The sequence below is a fragment of the Actibacterium sp. D185-2 genome, assembly GCF_054954595.1.
The window spans coordinates 120,299-134,075 of record NZ_JBPWNX010000007.1; the positions used below are offsets into that span (position 1 = coordinate 120,299).

The following is a 13,777-nucleotide window of genomic DNA, read 5'->3' on the forward strand; positions in this document are numbered from 1 at the left end:
CGCCGTCAGGCGCGTTCGGGTTCATAGTCCGGCAGGCTGCCCGCCTGCGGCGGCGCGGCATGGGCCGTCGGATGCAGAATTTCCGACGGATCGCGCCCGATCTCGCGCCGTTTACGCGCCAGCAACAGCTTGCCCCAGCTTCGGAAACTGCCGACCGACGGCGCCTGTGGGTCGCAGGGGAACCGGCCGAGCCAATCCTGTGGCAGGGCGACATCGCAGGCTTCCAGCTTGCTCAGCATCCAGACCAGCGGAATATTGGCCAGCGGGCGGGCGGGTTCGAACCCGCCAAGCTGGCCACCGATATCGCCGTGGCAGCCGCGAAACCAGACCTGCTCGACCCGGCCGTTCCAGTCGGGCGGACATTCCCACAGCACCGGCGCGAAGATCTGGCGCGTCTCGTCCATCGCCAGCGCGTGATAGCCGCGCCGCACCATCGGCCCCAGCGTATGGTTGTGGAATGCATGATCCCGTTCGGTCAGCTTCCACAGCACCGGCAGGCGCACCCCCAGCGCCTTGACCGTGTCCCAGACGCCCAGCATTTCGACCTCGGCCCCGTCATGGCAATAGGCGGCCCCGAAAGCGCGGCTGGCGTTGCCACCGGCCCCGGCCTGATAGTGGCGATAGGCCTGGCGGACATTGCGCTCGGTCGCGTGCTCCGATCGCAACAGCCCGACCCGGTCGATCACCCCCGCCAGCGAACGCACCGCGAAGGCGCCGCGCGAATAACCCATCAGGATGATCCGGTCGCCCGGATGATAGCGTGACGCCAGATAGCCATAGGCGCGGCGGATCTGGCGGTTGATGCCGCGTCCGGTGATCACATGATGGGCGCGGCGCCAGTCCTGCCACTGAATCCCGGCCTCGTAATACAGCGAGACCTGCACGGCCGGCACTTCACGCAGCAGCTTATAGGTGATCCCGGCATGGGTTTCACAGCCCGGTGCAAGCGACGACATGGTGCCGTCAAGGATCACCACATGGGTGATCGGCTGGCGCGTAAACGCGGGGCGCCGGGCCCGGGTCGGGCCAAGACCGCGCAGCCAGCCCCAGACCTGCTCAACCCATGCCACCTGCGGCCTCGCTCAGCATGATCCAGACCCACAGCGCATCCAGCAGGCCGGGAACGCGGTTCGATCCCCTGGCGCAAACGGCGCCATCCTCGAACCGCATCACCGTCTGGCTTTTTCCGAACTCGCTCATGATGTCTCCGCACCGGCCCTTTAGCGGAGAGTAGCCCGCCGCCCGGCGCTGTCCACCCCGTCAGCCGCGCAGCGACAGCACCATGGCCTGTTCGAGCCCGCCATAGCCGTTGAACCGGGTCACGGTGGCGGTGGAATAGGCGCCCAGCCCGTGGAACAGCAGATAGTCGCCCTCCTCCACGTCCGATGGCAGGCGGATCGTGCCGGGCAATTGATCGAGGCTGTCGCAGGTCGGGCCGAACACGACCCGCTCGCACGGTGTGCCCCGGCGCGGGGCGCCGCTGGCGTCGAAGACCTCGATCCGGTCGGTATTGCCCATCAGCGGCGCCTCGGCCAGCCCGCCATAGATACCGTCATTCAGGAACACATGATCCCCGTCGCGGATCGCCTTGATCCGGGTGCACAGGGTAAATGCCTCGGCCACCATGGCGCGGCCGGGCTCGCATACCAGCGCGGGGTGATCGTCGCCGAACGCCGCGCGCGCGGTGCGGCCGATGGCGTTGAAAATCGCATCAAGCTGCGGCAGATCGGCGGCGCGCCGGTGTGACGGGAACCCGCCGCCCACATTCAGCCGCGCCAGCGGAACACCGGCCAGATGGGCAATCTGCGCCGCTGTGAAAATATAGGCCTCCCACGCGGCGGGATCGGTGCATTGCGTGCCCGGATGAAAGGTCAGGGCCGGGGTCATCCCCAGCGCGGCGACCTGCTGCAACAGCCCCACCGCCTGATCCACCGTCGCGCCGAATTTCGACCCGAAATCATAGGCCGCCCCCGCCACCGGCAACTTGAACCGCACCGAAACCTCGGTGCCGCCGGGCAGCAGGCGCGCCAGCTTGTCCAGCTCGCTTTGCGCATCCACCGAATAGGAGGTCACCCCCAGCGCCACCGCCGCCGCGATCTCATCCATCGAGCGCACGGGGTTGTTGTAATGCATCACGGCCCCCGGTGCCGTGCGGTGCACCAGTGCCATTTCATGCGGCGATGCCACGTCGAACGCGGTGATCCCGGCGGCCGAAAGATTGGCCAGCACCGTTTCTGCGGGGTTGGCCTTGACCGCATAGGTCACAAGGCCGGGAAAGCCGGCCAGAAACTCATGCGCGCTGGTCTGCAACCGGCCGGGCGCGATATAGATGATCGGGTGATCGGGCCGTGTCAGCCGCAGATGCTCGGCCGGGTTGGCCCAGATATCCTGTGTCAGGCCCATTGGCCCACCTCCTGTTTTGCGCGTATTCCCAACAGGATGCGCTAAACTGCGTGCGATTTCTGCGGACAGATATGGTAATTTGTCGCAGATACCCGTCAAATCGACGAAACAACGGGCGAAATGACATGGACGATCTGGACAAACGCATTCTGGCGCTTCTGGCGGGCGACGCGCGCATGTCGGTCGCGGTGCTGGCGCGCCGGCTGTCGGTGGCACGCTCGACCGTGCAGGCGCGGCTGGAGCGGCTGGAAACCAGCGGCGTGATCGCGGGCTATACCCTGCGGCTGGGCACGACGGTACAGCGCGCCCGGATCTGCGCCACCGTACTGCTGGGGGTCGAGCCGCGCGCCCAGGCCGCAGTGATGACCCGGCTGAAGGCAATCAGCGAAGTGGAAAGCGCGCATACCACCTCTGGCCGGTTCGATCTGCTGCTGGGGGTCGCTGCGGAAACCACCGCCGCGCTGGACCGCGTGCTGGACGCGATCGGCGAAATCCCCGGCGTGAAATCGTCCGAAAGCCTGATTCACCTGTCAACCAAGATCGACCGCACGTTCTGAGGGGTTGGCCTTGGCGCGCCCATTCGCTAGATCAGCGGTCAACCGACTTTTGATGTGGGACGCAGCCTGATGCCGATGGAAAAGACCTTTGACGCAGCCGAAGCCGAAGCGCGGCTGTATAACGCCTGGGAAAAGGCGGGCTGTTTCACCGCCGGGGCCAATGCAAAGCCCGGCGCGGAAACCTTCTGCATCATGATCCCGCCGCCCAACGTCACCGGCAGCTTGCATATGGGCCACGCCTTCAACAACACGTTGCAGGACATTCTGGTGCGCTGGCACCGGATGCGCGGGTTCGACACGCTGTGGCAGCCGGGTCAGGACCACGCCGGCATCGCCACCCAGATGGTCGTGGAACGCGAACTGGCCAGGGACAAATCCAACGCCACCCGCCGCGAAATGGGGCGCGAGGCGTTTTTGGAAAAAGTCTGGGAGTGGAAGGAAGAATCCGGCGGCACGATCGTCAATCAGCTCAAGCGCCTCGGCGCGTCGTGCGACTGGTCGCGCAACCGCTTTACCATGGACGAAGGTTTCCATGACGCGGTGCTGAAAGTCTTTGTCGACATGTATCACAAGGGCCTGATCTATCGCGGCAAGCGGCTGGTGAACTGGGACCCGCATTTTGAAACCGCGATCTCGGATCTCGAAGTGGAAAACATCGAGGTCGCCGGCCACATGTGGCATTTCAAATACCCGCTGGCGGACGGGGAGACCTATGAATACGTCGAAAAGGACGCCGACGGAAACGTCACCCTGCGCGAGATGCGCGATTACATCGCCATCGCCACCACCCGGCCCGAAACCATGCTGGGCGACGGTGCCGTCGCCGTGCATCCCAGCGATGAGCGGTACGCCCCCATCGTCGGCAAACTGTGCGAAATCCCGGTGGGCCCCAAGAAACACCGCCGCCTGATCCCGATCATCACCGACGACTATCCCGACAAGGATTTCGGCTCGGGCGCGGTCAAGATCACCGGCGCGCATGATTTCAACGACTATCAGGTGGCCAAACGCGGCGGCATCCCGATGTACCGGCTGATGGACACCCGCGGCACCATGCGCGACGATGGCCCCGCCTATGCCGATTGCGCCACCTGCGCGCAGGACATCGCCAATGGCGACAGCACCTTTACCGAAACCGAGATCGACGCGCTGAACCTTGTCCCAGACGAGTATCGCGGCCTTGATCGGTTCGAAGCCCGCAAAAAGGTTGTCGCCGACATCACCGCCGAAGGTCTGGCCGTGATGATCCCCAACCCCAAGGCGGGCGAAGAGGGTCAGCCGGACCTCATCCCATATGTCGAGTCGAAGCCGATCATGCAGCCCTTCGGCGACCGCTCGAAGGTGGTCATCGAACCGATGCTGACCGATCAGTGGTTCGTCGATACCGCGCAGATCGTGCAGCCCGCGATTGATGCGGTGCGGAACGGTGACACCCAGATCCTGCCGAAAGCCGACGAGAGGGTCTATTTCCACTGGCTGGAAAACATCGAACCCTGGTGCATTTCCCGCCAGCTGTGGTGGGGGCATCAGATTCCGGTTTGGTATGGGCTTGACCTGTCGGCCCCCAATTTCCGTGATGACGAGGGCGACGGCGCGCTGGACGAGGTGGAACTGGGCCGCCTGCTTTTGAATGGGATGGTCCATCTGGGCGATGTCCATCACTGCGCCGCCGATTTGGGCGCGGTCGAGGATGCCTTCCGCGATGAGATCGCCGATATTCCGACGCCGCTCAATCATGCCCGCATCATCGAAGTGGCCGACAAGCACGCAGCAATAGAGGCGCTGGCCGCAAGCCTGGCCGAATATAACGTCGATCAGGACCCGACCAAGCTGATCTATCCGGTCTGGCGCGATCCCGACGTGCTCGACACCTGGTTTTCGTCGGGCCTGTGGCCCATCGGCACGCTGGGCTGGCCCGAACAGACGCCCGAGCTGGAAAAATACTTCCCTACCGATGTGCTGATCACCGGCTTCGACATCATCTTTTTCTGGGTCGCCCGGATGATGATGATGCAGCTTGCCGTGGTCGATCAGGTGCCGTTCCACACGGTCTATGTCCATGCCCTCGTCCGCGACGAGAAGGGCAAGAAGATGTCGAAATCGCTGGGCAACGTCCTCGACCCGCTGGATCTGATCGACGAGTACGGCGCCGATGCGGTGCGTTTTACCCTGACCGCCATGGCCGCCATGGGCCGCGACCTGAAGCTGTCGACGCAACGCATTGCGGGCTATCGCAATTTCGGCACCAAGCTGTGGAATGCCGCACGGTTCGCAGAAATGAACGGGGTGTTCGAAAACTACACGCCCGACGGCACGATCCCCCGGCCGAGCGAGACCGTGAACAAGTGGATCATCGGCGAAACCGCCCGCGTCCGCGAAGCCACCGACGAGGCGCTGGCCGCCTACCGATTCAACGACGCCGCCAACGGGCTGTATGCCTTTGTCTGGGGCAAGGTCTGTGACTGGTATGTGGAATTTTCCAAGCCGCTGCTGCTGGATGGCGACGACGCCACCAAGGCGGAAACCCGCGCCACCATGGCCTGGGTCATCGACCAATGCCTGATCCTGCTGCACCCGATCATGCCCTATGTCACCGAAGAGCTGTGGGGCACGTCGGGCGACCGGCAAAAGATGCTGATCCATGCCGACTGGCCCACCTATGGCGCCGATCTGGCCGATGCCGCCGCCGACCGCGAAATGACCTGGGTGATCGGGTTGATCGAGGAAATCCGCTCCGTCCGGACCCAGATGCATGTGCCGGTGGGGCTGAAACTGCCGATGCTGCAACTGGAGCTGGACGCCGCCGGGCAGGCCGCATGGGACCGCAACGAGACGCTGATCAAGCGGTTGGCCCGGATCGAAAGCCTGACGCCGGTGGACGCGCTGCCCAAGGGCTGCATCACCATCGCGGTCGAAGGCGGCACATTCGCCCTGCCGCTGGCCGACGTGATCGACGTGGCCGAGGAAAAGGCCCGGCTGGACAAGGTGCTGCAAAAGCTGGGCAAGGAACTGGGCGGGCTGCAAGGCCGGCTGAAGAACCCGAAATTCATCGAAAGCGCGCCCGACGATGTGGTCGAAGAGACCCGCGAACTGGTCGCCGTCAAGCTTGAGGAAACCGAAAAGCTGAACGCCGCGCTGGCGCGGCTGGCGGCGCTGGCCTAAGCCGCGCTTTGCGTTGACTTTGCACCGGATCGGGGCCACATAGGCCCCGATATATAACCCGCAACCGGGCGTTCCGTGGGCGCCAAACCGACGAGGAGAGCCAGATCATGGCGCAAGTTTCCCTCACCTTTCCCGATGGCAATGCACGCGACTACGCGGCCGGTGTAACCCCCGCCCAAGTCGCCGCCGACATTTCCACCTCTCTGGCGAAAAAGGCGATCTCCGCCACCGTCAACGGCGCGCATTGGGATCTGCAGTGGCCGATCGCCCAGGATGCCTCGATCGCCATCAACACGATGAAAGACGACGCCCCCGCGCTGGAACTGATCCGCCACGACCTGGCCCATATCATGGCCCGCGCGGTGCAGGAGCTGTGGCCGGATGTGAAGGTCACCATCGGCCCGGTGATCGAAAACGGCTGGTATTACGATTTCGACCGCGAAGAGCCCTTCACCCCCGAGGATCTGGGCGAGATCGAAAAGAAGATGAAGGAAATCATCAACCGCCGCGATCCCGTCACCACCGAGATCTGGGACCGCGACCGCGCGGTGAAATTCTATGAGGCCAATAACGAACCCTACAAGGTCGAACTGATCGAGGCCATTCCCGGCACCGAACCGCTGCGCATGTACTGGCACGGCCATTGGCAGGATCTGTGCCGCGGCCCGCATCTTCAGCATACCGGCCAGGTGCCCGCCGACGCGTTCAAACTGATGAGCGTGGCCGGGGCCTATTGGCGCGGCGACAGCGACCGGGCGATGCTGCAGCGCATCTATGGCGTGGCCTTCAAGAACAAGGAAGACCTGAAGGCGCATCTGCACATGCTGGAAGAGGCCGCCAAGCGCGACCACCGCAAGCTGGGCCGCGAGATGGACCTGTTCCACATGCAAGAAGTGGCGCCGGGCCAGATTTTCTGGCACCCCAACGGCTGGCGCATCTACACCACGCTGCAAGATTACATGCGCCGCCGCCAGAATGCGGGCGGCTATGTCGAGGTGAACACGCCGCAGGTGGTGGACCGCAAGCTGTGGGAAGCTTCGGGCCACTGGGAAAAGTATCAGGAAAACATGTTCATCGTCGAAGTGGACGAAGAGCACGCCCGCGAAAAATCGGTCAACGCGCTGAAACCGATGAACTGCCCCTGCCATGTGGAGATTTTCAAACAGGGGCTGAAATCCTATCGCGACCTGCCGCTGCGCATGGCTGAATTCGGGTCGTGCAACCGCTATGAACCCTCGGGCGCGCTGCATGGCATCATGCGGGTGCGCGGGTTCACCCAGGACGATGCGCATATCTTCTGCACCGAGGATCAGATCGAAAGCGAGACCAAGGAATTCATCGCGTTCCTGTCCGGGATCTATCGCGATCTGGGTTTTGACACGTTCAAGGTCAAATTCTCGGACCGGCCCGACATGCGCGCCGGGTCGGACGAAGTCTGGGACCGGGCCGAGGCCGCGCTGCTGCACGCCACCCGTGCCGCCGGGATCGAGCCCGAACTGAACCCCGGCGAGGGCGCCTTCTATGGCCCCAAGCTGGAATTTGTGCTGACCGACGCGATCGGGCGCGACTGGCAATGCGGCACCCATCAGGTGGATTTCGTGCTCCCCGAACGGCTGGACGCGCATTACATCGGCGCCGATGGCGCCAAGCACCGCCCGGTGATGCTGCACCGCGCCACGCTGGGCAGCTTCGAGCGGTTCATCGGCATCCTGATCGAGGAACACGCCGGCAAGCTGCCGTTCTGGCTGGCGCCGCGTCAGGTGGTCGTGGCCTCTATCGTGTCGGATGCGGATGACTTCGTGCACGAGGTCGTGGCCGCGCTGAAGGCCGTCGGCGTCCACGCCGAAGCCGACACCCGCAACGAAAAAATCAACTACAAGGTGCGCGAACATTCGGTCGGCAAGGTGCCGGTGATCCTGGCCGTGGGCATGAAAGAGGTCGAAACCCGCGCGGTCACCCTGCGGCGGCTGGGCGAGAAGCAGACCAAGGTTGTAACATTGGACGAAATCGTGGCCGAACTGGTACGCGAAGCCACCCCGCCCGACCTGATCTGAACGCCCGTTCAGTTCCCATGAAAAGCGCCGGTTTTCCGGCGCTTTTTGCGTTTTTCAGCCCGGTTCACATTCCGATTTTTCAATTGTTTCAATCCATAACGCCCGCGTGCAACACACCCATGTGAGTAGCAGTTGATCGGCCATCCGCCCTAGCTCTGTCCCTGTCGCATCCCGCGACGCATTGGAAAAACCGAACAAGGGAAGATACCATGTCTTATCACGTCAAAACGCTGGCCGTTGCCGGTGCCGTTGCCGCCGCACTGACCGCCTACACCGCCCCGGCCCAAGCTCAGGAAATGGAAAAATGCTTCGGTGTGGCCCTGGCCGGTCATAACGATTGCGCCGCCGGCCCCGGCACCACCTGTGCGGGCACCGCAAGCGTCGACTATCAGGGCAACGCCTGGAAGCTGGTCCCCGCCGGCACCTGCGCAACCATGGAGCTGCCCGAAGGCCGCATGGGCTCGCTGACCGCGCTGGAGCGTGACCTGCCCGCATAAGGGCCCCCGCCCCTTTACCCCCGGCCCCGCGCCGGGGGTATTCCCCACCAAAGGAAACCTCGGATGTTTGATACCGCCGCCCGCCACTTCGACCACCTGCCCGACCGCCCCGGTGTGGGCTACAAGCCGCAGCATTTCGCCGCCATCACCGCCGATTCCGGCCCGGTGGACTGGTTCGAAATCCACGCCGAAAATTACATGGGCAATGGTGGCCGCCCGCTGGCGCAGCTGCGCAACCTAGCCGAACGGTTCGCGATTTCGGTGCATGGCGTGGGTCTGTCGATCGGCGGCGAGGCACCGCTGGATACCGATCATCTGGCCCGGCTGAACCACCTGCTGACCTGGCTGCAACCGGCCAGTTTTTCCGAGCATCTGGCCTGGTCCACCCATCACAGCCACTTCCTGAACGATCTTCTGCCGCTGCCCTATACCGCCGCCACGCTGGCCCGCGTCTGCGACCATATCGATCAGGTCCAGACGGTGCTGGGCCGCCGAATGCTGCTGGAAAACCCCTCCAGCTATCTTGCCTTCGCGGAAACCGAGATGGACGAGACCGCATTTCTGACCGAAATCGCGCGACGCACCGGCTGCGGCCTGCTGCTGGATGTCAACAACGTCTTCATATCCGCCACCAATCAACAGACCGACCCGCAAGCCTATATCGACGCCTTCCCGCTGGATGCGGTGGGCGAAATCCATCTGGGCGGTCATGATACCGATGCCGACGATCACGGCGCGCCGCTGCTGATCGACAGCCACGGCGCGGCGGTGGTCGATCCGGTCTGGGCGCTTTACGCCTATACCATCGGCAAGGCCGGACCGCGCCCCACCTTGATCGAATGGGACACCGACGTGCCCGACTGGCCCGTTCTGGCCGCCGAGGCCGCACGCGCCGCCACCGTGCTGGATCGGGTGTTCGCATGACCGGCCAGATCGATTTTGCCTCCGCGCTGCTGGACCCCGCCGCCGCTGTGCCGCGCGGGCTGATCGGCCCCGACGGCGCCCCGGCGGGCAAGCGCTTTGCCGTTTACCGCAACAATGTGGCCGTGGGTCTGAGCGACGCGCTGGAAGCCGCCTTTCCGGTGCTGCGGGCCCTGGTGGGCGACGATTTCTTCCGCGCCATGGCGGGCGTCTTTCTGCGCGCCCATCCGCCTGAAACCCCGCTGATGATGTTCTATGGCGCGGCGATGCCCGCGTTCCTGGGCCGCTTTGCGCCGGCGCGCCACCTGCCCTATCTGCCCGATATCGCCCGGCTGGAACTGGCCTTGCGCGAAAGTTACCACGCCGCCGACGCCACCCCGCTTGCGCCCGAGGCGCTGACCGGTCTGCCGCCCGAACGGCTGATGCAGGCGCGGCTGGTGCTGGCCCCGGCGCTGCGACTGATCCGGTCGCCCTATCCGGTTGCGGGGATCTGGCTGGCACATCAGGGCGCCGAGGCACCGAAGCCGCAGATGCGGGCCGAGGATGCACTGATCGCCCGCCCCGGCTTCGACCCCACGGTCACCTGTCTGCCCCCGGGCGGCGGGGCCTTCATTCGGGCGTTGCAGGCCGGAAAACCGCTGGGTGCGGCGATCGTTCTGGCCGAGACAGAGTTTACGGTTTTCAACCTGACGGACGTATTGGGCCTGCTCATTCAGAACGGCGGACTTATTGATATAAAACATGAGGTATTGGCATGAACCATTTGATTAACATACATGATTCATTTTTTGAATCTGTTGACGCCCGGCTGTCTGACTGGCTGCTTCCAACGCTGGCACGTTTCACTTTTGCTGCGACACTGCTGTTTTATTTCTGGAACTCGGCCCTGACCAAACTGGGCAACGGCATCGGCGGCATCGTCACCCCGTCGCTGGGCGCCTATGCCCAGATCTTTCCGAAAACGATGGCGGCCGTGGGCTATGATGTCAGCCAGCTTGGCCTTCTGCACCGGCTGGTGGTCGTGGCCGGAACCTGGGCCGAATTCCTGCTGCCGCTGCTGATCGTTCTGGGCCTGGCGACCCGATTGGCCGCGCTGGGGATGATCGGGTTCATCGTGCTGCAGACGCTGACCGATCTTTTCGGCCACGGCGCCATCGCACAACCCGGCACGCTGGGCGCCTGGTTCGACGGCGCACCCGACGGCGTGATCCTGGACCAGCGACTGTTCTGGGTCGCGACCCTGATCCTGCTGGTGCTGAAAGGCGCGGGGCCGCTGTCATTGGACCGGGTGCTGCGCACTCAGACCGCGTCGGGTTGACGTGCCAGCGGGGCGGTATCGCGCATGAAACCGCTCCTTGCCTGCCGAAATCCGATGGGGGGCGATGCCCCCCTATCCAAGAAGGGCGGCCTGAACATCCTTGTCCCACCCCAGCCAAAGCGCGCCGTCGGCCTCGATCACCGGGCGTTTCATCAGCGCCGGATGCGCCGCCAACAGCGCCAAGGGATCGGCGGCGCGTTCGTCTTCGGACAGCCTGCGCCAGGTGGTCGAGCGCCGATTCACCAGATCCGCGCCGAACTCGGCAAGAAACCGCTGCAGATCTGCCTGCGTCAATCCGTCGGCGCGCACATCGGTAAAGCGGACCGTGTGACCGGCAGATGCCAATGCTTTCAGCGCCTTGCGACACGTATCGCAGTTTTTCAGCCCATAAAGGTGCATGATGCCTCCATTTTGCGCGCAGTATAGCGCCTGTGTCGGCAGTGACGAGACTTCACCCTTGATTTTGACCCGATTCGCCCCCCATCATTTTGGTGTGACGACAGAGTTTCTATGACGACCGCTCCTCCTTCAGGGGCAGCCGGAAGACTTGGAAGACCCTGGCTGTGACCTGCCCGAGCAATACCGCGGACGGGCCTTTAAACGAAGGAGAGACGGCAATGCCCACCGGCACCGTAAAATGGTTCAACACGACCAAAGGCTTTGGCTTCATTGCACCCGATGATGGCGGCAAGGACGTATTCGTGCATATCTCTGCGGTCGAGCGCGCCGGCATGACCGGCCTCGCCGACAACCAGAAGATTGCCTATGAGATGATCGAAGGCCGCGACGGACGCCAGTCCGCCGGCGATCTGCGGGCGATCTGAACCGCACCGGCAGGGCCGCTTTTTGAATATTGAACGGCCAGCCGCAGGGATCGGTTGGCCGTTTTACGTTTCAATGCCAGACATGGCCGCCCCGCGCGGACGATCACCGCGCGGGGCCCAACCGATCAACCGTTCTGGTTGTTGTTCTGGTTTTGATTGTTGTTGCGGTTCTGGTTATTGCCCGGCTCATCCGGGACCACGGGCTCGTCCGGAACCACAGGCTCGGTCGGCGTGGCCGTTCCAACAGGGCTGGATGCGACACCATCGCTGTCAACGGGCAGGCCCGCAGCCGTCACCATTTGCCCGCCAATCACCTCGCATAGCGCCAGATCAGCGGTATAAACGCCCCCGATCGGCATATCCGGCGGCCGGCAGGACGGATTGCCGTATTTGTCGAAAACGGGTTCAGCATAGATCGGCCCCGGCGCCGTGCTGTCGGCACAGGCCCCCAACAGTGCAATAAGCCCAAGGCCGATGGCAGCTTTCATATGCGTCTTCATTTTCATCTCCCGATGTTCTGGACCGCAGCCCAGTGACTTATCCTTCGTTACCCGATCCCGACATGACCCCGGTCAAGAATGACCTGAACACGCCCGGCAGATGAAATGAAGGATAGGCCGAACCCGGAAGACATTCCTTGATCACCGTCAAACACTGCTGCGTTTCACCAGATGCATCACCGGCCGCCCTGTTGCCCGCATCAGGGCGCCCTCGCCGCGCTTACCCGGCTGAAGGGTCACGCCGGATCGTGGACAGGGCGCAGATCCGCCCAGTTTTCACCCATGGCGACGATACAGCTTTTGCCGTCGGCATAGGTCATAAGCAGCGTCCAGTCGCCCGAGCGCTCCGAGGTCCAGACCTCGACCATGCTTTCGGGGCCGCGCATGCCAATGCCGTTTCGGACATGGCCATACTGCCCCGACAATCGCTGTGCCATCTCGTCACGCGGGGCACAGATGATTTCGGCGATGGGAGAGGCCGCATCGGCCGGAAGGGCGAACACCGCCAAGGCGACGGCAAGGCGCGGGAAGGTCACGTTACACTCGGTCCCTGTTGTTATTGGCTCGGAACGGAGTGTAACAGATTTATGAAGCCCTGTGGATAACCCTTTCGTGTCTGTGGCGGCTTACCAGTCGAATTCCTGATAGCCCGCGCCCACATGGCGCCCGATCACGAACACCCGGCTGGCCCCCGGGGGCACATCGGCAAGGCTGCTTACCTGAACAAAGCGGCCGGTGACGGTGCCGCCGCAATAGACATCATGACCCGAAGTCATCGGCGTGGTCGAGGGTGGGCAGTAATGCGCGCCGGCGACGGGCCGCGGCGGGATGGAATTCGGATTGGCCGGGGCGGTATCCGTCCAGGCCAGGCTAGCTGTGGCAGAGAGCGTAAAAAGCGCCGCCGCAATGGCGGTGTGTCGAGTGGTAAACATGTGATCCCCAATCAAAATGTTGCACCGCTCGAAATGCCTTATTCTGGACATAAATTGCCTTATTGTTGCCGCAATCGTTAACGCACTGCAGGCGGGAGTCAAAGCGAGTTCGTTGGAAACAGAGTGTTTCGGGGAAAGTCGAAGGGCTCTGCGCCTTAGGCGTTGCCCAGTGCGGTCAGGGTCAGCGGACAGGGGTTTCCACTGTAAAACGTGTCAAGAATCGCCTGAAATTCCGGCCCGCCGCCGGCCGCGCGAAACAGCGTGGCGCAGGACCGCAGCTTGAGCGCGTCAATATGCCCCAGCATCGCCTCGGCCTGCCGGTCCGGATGGGACAGCATCGCCTGGGCCGCGCCGATCAGACGGGGGCCCAGAACCGGATCGGCCAGATAGGCGCGGGCCGCATCCAGATCATCGATGCCAAAGCGTTTGGCGGTGGCCGAACGGCCCAGCGCGGTAAGCTGGGGAAAGATGAACCACATCCAGTGGCTCAGCTTGCGACCCTGTTTCAGTTCCGTCAGGGCCGTGGCGTAGGTACCCGATTGGGCGATGTGGAAACGAGAGAGGTCGGGCATGGGGCGTGCGGCCTACGCTTTGCTCAGGTGTCCACTT

Annotated in this window: 16 protein-coding genes; 8 read left to right on the forward strand and 8 right to left on the reverse strand. The window is 63.6% G+C overall.

Annotated features, from left to right (window positions below):
- Window positions 1-5: 5 nt before the first annotated feature.
- The 3 genes from ACSR1C_RS13255 to ACSR1C_RS13265 are packed head-to-tail and all read right to left on the reverse strand — an operon-like array spanning window position 6 to window position 2,403.
- The gene (locus tag ACSR1C_RS13255; protein WP_460259776.1) at window positions 6-1,070 is read right to left on the reverse strand and encodes a DUF2235 domain-containing protein; all 1,065 of its coding nucleotides are present in this window, start codon (window positions 1,068-1,070) and stop codon (window positions 6-8) included.
- Complete coding sequence (locus tag ACSR1C_RS13260) at window positions 1,057-1,200, reverse strand: hypothetical protein (RefSeq protein WP_460259775.1); 144 nt, start codon at window positions 1,198-1,200, stop codon at window positions 1,057-1,059. The genes ACSR1C_RS13255 and ACSR1C_RS13260 overlap by 14 nt, the downstream gene beginning before the upstream one ends.
- Before the next feature lie 60 nt (window positions 1,201-1,260).
- Window positions 1,261-2,403: a type III PLP-dependent enzyme gene (locus ACSR1C_RS13265; protein WP_460259774.1), complete on the reverse strand. Its 1,143-nt coding sequence runs from the start codon at window positions 2,401-2,403 to the stop codon at window positions 1,261-1,263.
- Window positions 2,404-2,528: 125 nt separating this feature from the next.
- Between ACSR1C_RS13265 and ACSR1C_RS13270 the strand changes: the two genes are divergently transcribed.
- The 7 genes from ACSR1C_RS13270 (at window position 2,529) to ACSR1C_RS13300 (ending at window position 10,912) form a co-directional block, all read left to right on the forward strand.
- On the forward strand, window positions 2,529-2,960 hold the full coding sequence (locus ACSR1C_RS13270) for an Lrp/AsnC family transcriptional regulator (RefSeq protein WP_460259773.1): 432 nt from the start codon (window positions 2,529-2,531) through the stop codon (window positions 2,958-2,960).
- Window positions 2,961-3,029: 69 nt separating this feature from the next.
- Window positions 3,030-6,122 (forward strand): valine--tRNA ligase, encoded by a 3,093-nt coding sequence (locus ACSR1C_RS13275; RefSeq protein WP_460259772.1) that lies wholly within the window; start codon window positions 3,030-3,032, stop codon window positions 6,120-6,122.
- Between the two features lie 107 nt (window positions 6,123-6,229).
- Entirely contained in the window at window positions 6,230-8,176 is a 1,947-nt protein-coding gene (gene thrS / locus ACSR1C_RS13280; protein WP_460259771.1) for a threonine--tRNA ligase, read from the forward strand.
- A gap of 209 nt (window positions 8,177-8,385) precedes the next feature.
- On the forward strand, window positions 8,386-8,673 hold the full coding sequence (locus tag ACSR1C_RS13285; protein WP_460259770.1) for a BufA1 family periplasmic bufferin-type metallophore: 288 nt from the start codon (window positions 8,386-8,388) through the stop codon (window positions 8,671-8,673).
- Window positions 8,674-8,736: 63 nt separating this feature from the next.
- Window positions 8,737-9,597 carry an MNIO family bufferin maturase gene (gene bufB, locus ACSR1C_RS13290; RefSeq protein ID WP_460259769.1) on the forward strand — a complete coding sequence of 287 codons (861 nt, stop codon included), beginning with the start codon at window positions 8,737-8,739 and terminating at the stop codon, window positions 9,595-9,597.
- Entirely contained in the window at window positions 9,594-10,352 is a 759-nt protein-coding gene (locus ACSR1C_RS13295) for an HvfC/BufC N-terminal domain-containing protein (protein ID WP_460259768.1), read from the forward strand. The genes bufB and ACSR1C_RS13295 overlap by 4 nt, the downstream gene beginning before the upstream one ends.
- On the forward strand, window positions 10,349-10,912 hold the full coding sequence (locus ACSR1C_RS13300; protein ID WP_460259767.1) for a DoxX family membrane protein: 564 nt from the start codon (window positions 10,349-10,351) through the stop codon (window positions 10,910-10,912). Before ACSR1C_RS13295 ends, ACSR1C_RS13300 begins: the two co-directional genes overlap by 4 nt.
- Window positions 10,913-10,984: 72 nt before the next feature.
- Here ACSR1C_RS13300 and ACSR1C_RS13305 read toward each other — a convergent pair whose 3' ends face one another.
- A complete protein-coding gene (locus ACSR1C_RS13305) occupies window positions 10,985-11,311 on the reverse strand; it encodes an ArsC/Spx/MgsR family protein (protein WP_460259766.1) in 327 nt (108 codons plus the stop codon).
- 218 nt (window positions 11,312-11,529) lie between these two features.
- Here ACSR1C_RS13305 and ACSR1C_RS13310 point away from each other — a divergent pair, with 218 nt between their 5' ends.
- Window positions 11,530-11,736: a cold-shock protein gene (locus ACSR1C_RS13310; protein ID WP_460259765.1), complete on the forward strand. Its 207-nt coding sequence runs from the start codon at window positions 11,530-11,532 to the stop codon at window positions 11,734-11,736.
- Between the two features lie 125 nt (window positions 11,737-11,861).
- Here ACSR1C_RS13310 and ACSR1C_RS13315 read toward each other — a convergent pair whose 3' ends face one another.
- The 4 genes from ACSR1C_RS13315 to ACSR1C_RS13330 form a co-directional block, all read right to left on the reverse strand.
- A complete protein-coding gene (locus ACSR1C_RS13315; protein WP_460259764.1) occupies window positions 11,862-12,236 on the reverse strand; it encodes a hypothetical protein in 375 nt (124 codons plus the stop codon).
- Window positions 12,237-12,472: 236 nt separating this feature from the next.
- Window positions 12,473-12,772 (reverse strand): hypothetical protein, encoded by a 300-nt coding sequence (locus tag ACSR1C_RS13320; protein ID WP_460259763.1) that lies wholly within the window; start codon window positions 12,770-12,772, stop codon window positions 12,473-12,475.
- Between the two features lie 90 nt (window positions 12,773-12,862).
- Entirely contained in the window at window positions 12,863-13,168 is a 306-nt protein-coding gene (locus ACSR1C_RS13325; protein ID WP_460259762.1) for a hypothetical protein, read from the reverse strand.
- A gap of 155 nt (window positions 13,169-13,323) precedes the next feature.
- Window positions 13,324-13,740, reverse strand: a complete 417-nt coding sequence (locus ACSR1C_RS13330) for a DUF1810 domain-containing protein (RefSeq protein WP_460259761.1) — start codon at window positions 13,738-13,740, stop codon at window positions 13,324-13,326.
- Window positions 13,741-13,777: the final 37 nt, after the last annotated feature.

Coding starts and splice junctions, on each gene's coding strand:
- ACSR1C_RS13260 (WP_460259775.1), bottom strand. CDS start 1,200: ATGAGCGAGTTCGGAAAAAGCCAGACGGTGATGCGGTTCGAGGATGGC.
- ACSR1C_RS13265 (WP_460259774.1), bottom strand. CDS start 2,403: ATGGGCCTGACACAGGATATCTGGGCCAACCCGGCCGAGCATCTGCGG.
- ACSR1C_RS13270 (WP_460259773.1), top strand. CDS start 2,529: ATGGACGATCTGGACAAACGCATTCTGGCGCTTCTGGCGGGCGACGCG.
- ACSR1C_RS13275 (WP_460259772.1), top strand. CDS start 3,030: ATGCCGATGGAAAAGACCTTTGACGCAGCCGAAGCCGAAGCGCGGCTG.
- thrS (WP_460259771.1), top strand. CDS start 6,230: ATGGCGCAAGTTTCCCTCACCTTTCCCGATGGCAATGCACGCGACTAC.
- ACSR1C_RS13285 (WP_460259770.1), top strand. CDS start 8,386: ATGTCTTATCACGTCAAAACGCTGGCCGTTGCCGGTGCCGTTGCCGCC.
- bufB (WP_460259769.1), top strand. CDS start 8,737: ATGTTTGATACCGCCGCCCGCCACTTCGACCACCTGCCCGACCGCCCC.
- ACSR1C_RS13295 (WP_460259768.1), top strand. CDS start 9,594: ATGACCGGCCAGATCGATTTTGCCTCCGCGCTGCTGGACCCCGCCGCC.
- ACSR1C_RS13300 (WP_460259767.1), top strand. CDS start 10,349: ATGAACCATTTGATTAACATACATGATTCATTTTTTGAATCTGTTGAC.
- ACSR1C_RS13305 (WP_460259766.1), bottom strand. CDS start 11,311: ATGCACCTTTATGGGCTGAAAAACTGCGATACGTGTCGCAAGGCGCTG.
- ACSR1C_RS13310 (WP_460259765.1), top strand. CDS start 11,530: ATGCCCACCGGCACCGTAAAATGGTTCAACACGACCAAAGGCTTTGGC.
- ACSR1C_RS13315 (WP_460259764.1), bottom strand. CDS start 12,236: ATGAAGACGCATATGAAAGCTGCCATCGGCCTTGGGCTTATTGCACTG.
- ACSR1C_RS13325 (WP_460259762.1), bottom strand. CDS start 13,168: ATGTTTACCACTCGACACACCGCCATTGCGGCGGCGCTTTTTACGCTC.
- ACSR1C_RS13330 (WP_460259761.1), bottom strand. CDS start 13,740: ATGCCCGACCTCTCTCGTTTCCACATCGCCCAATCGGGTACCTACGCC.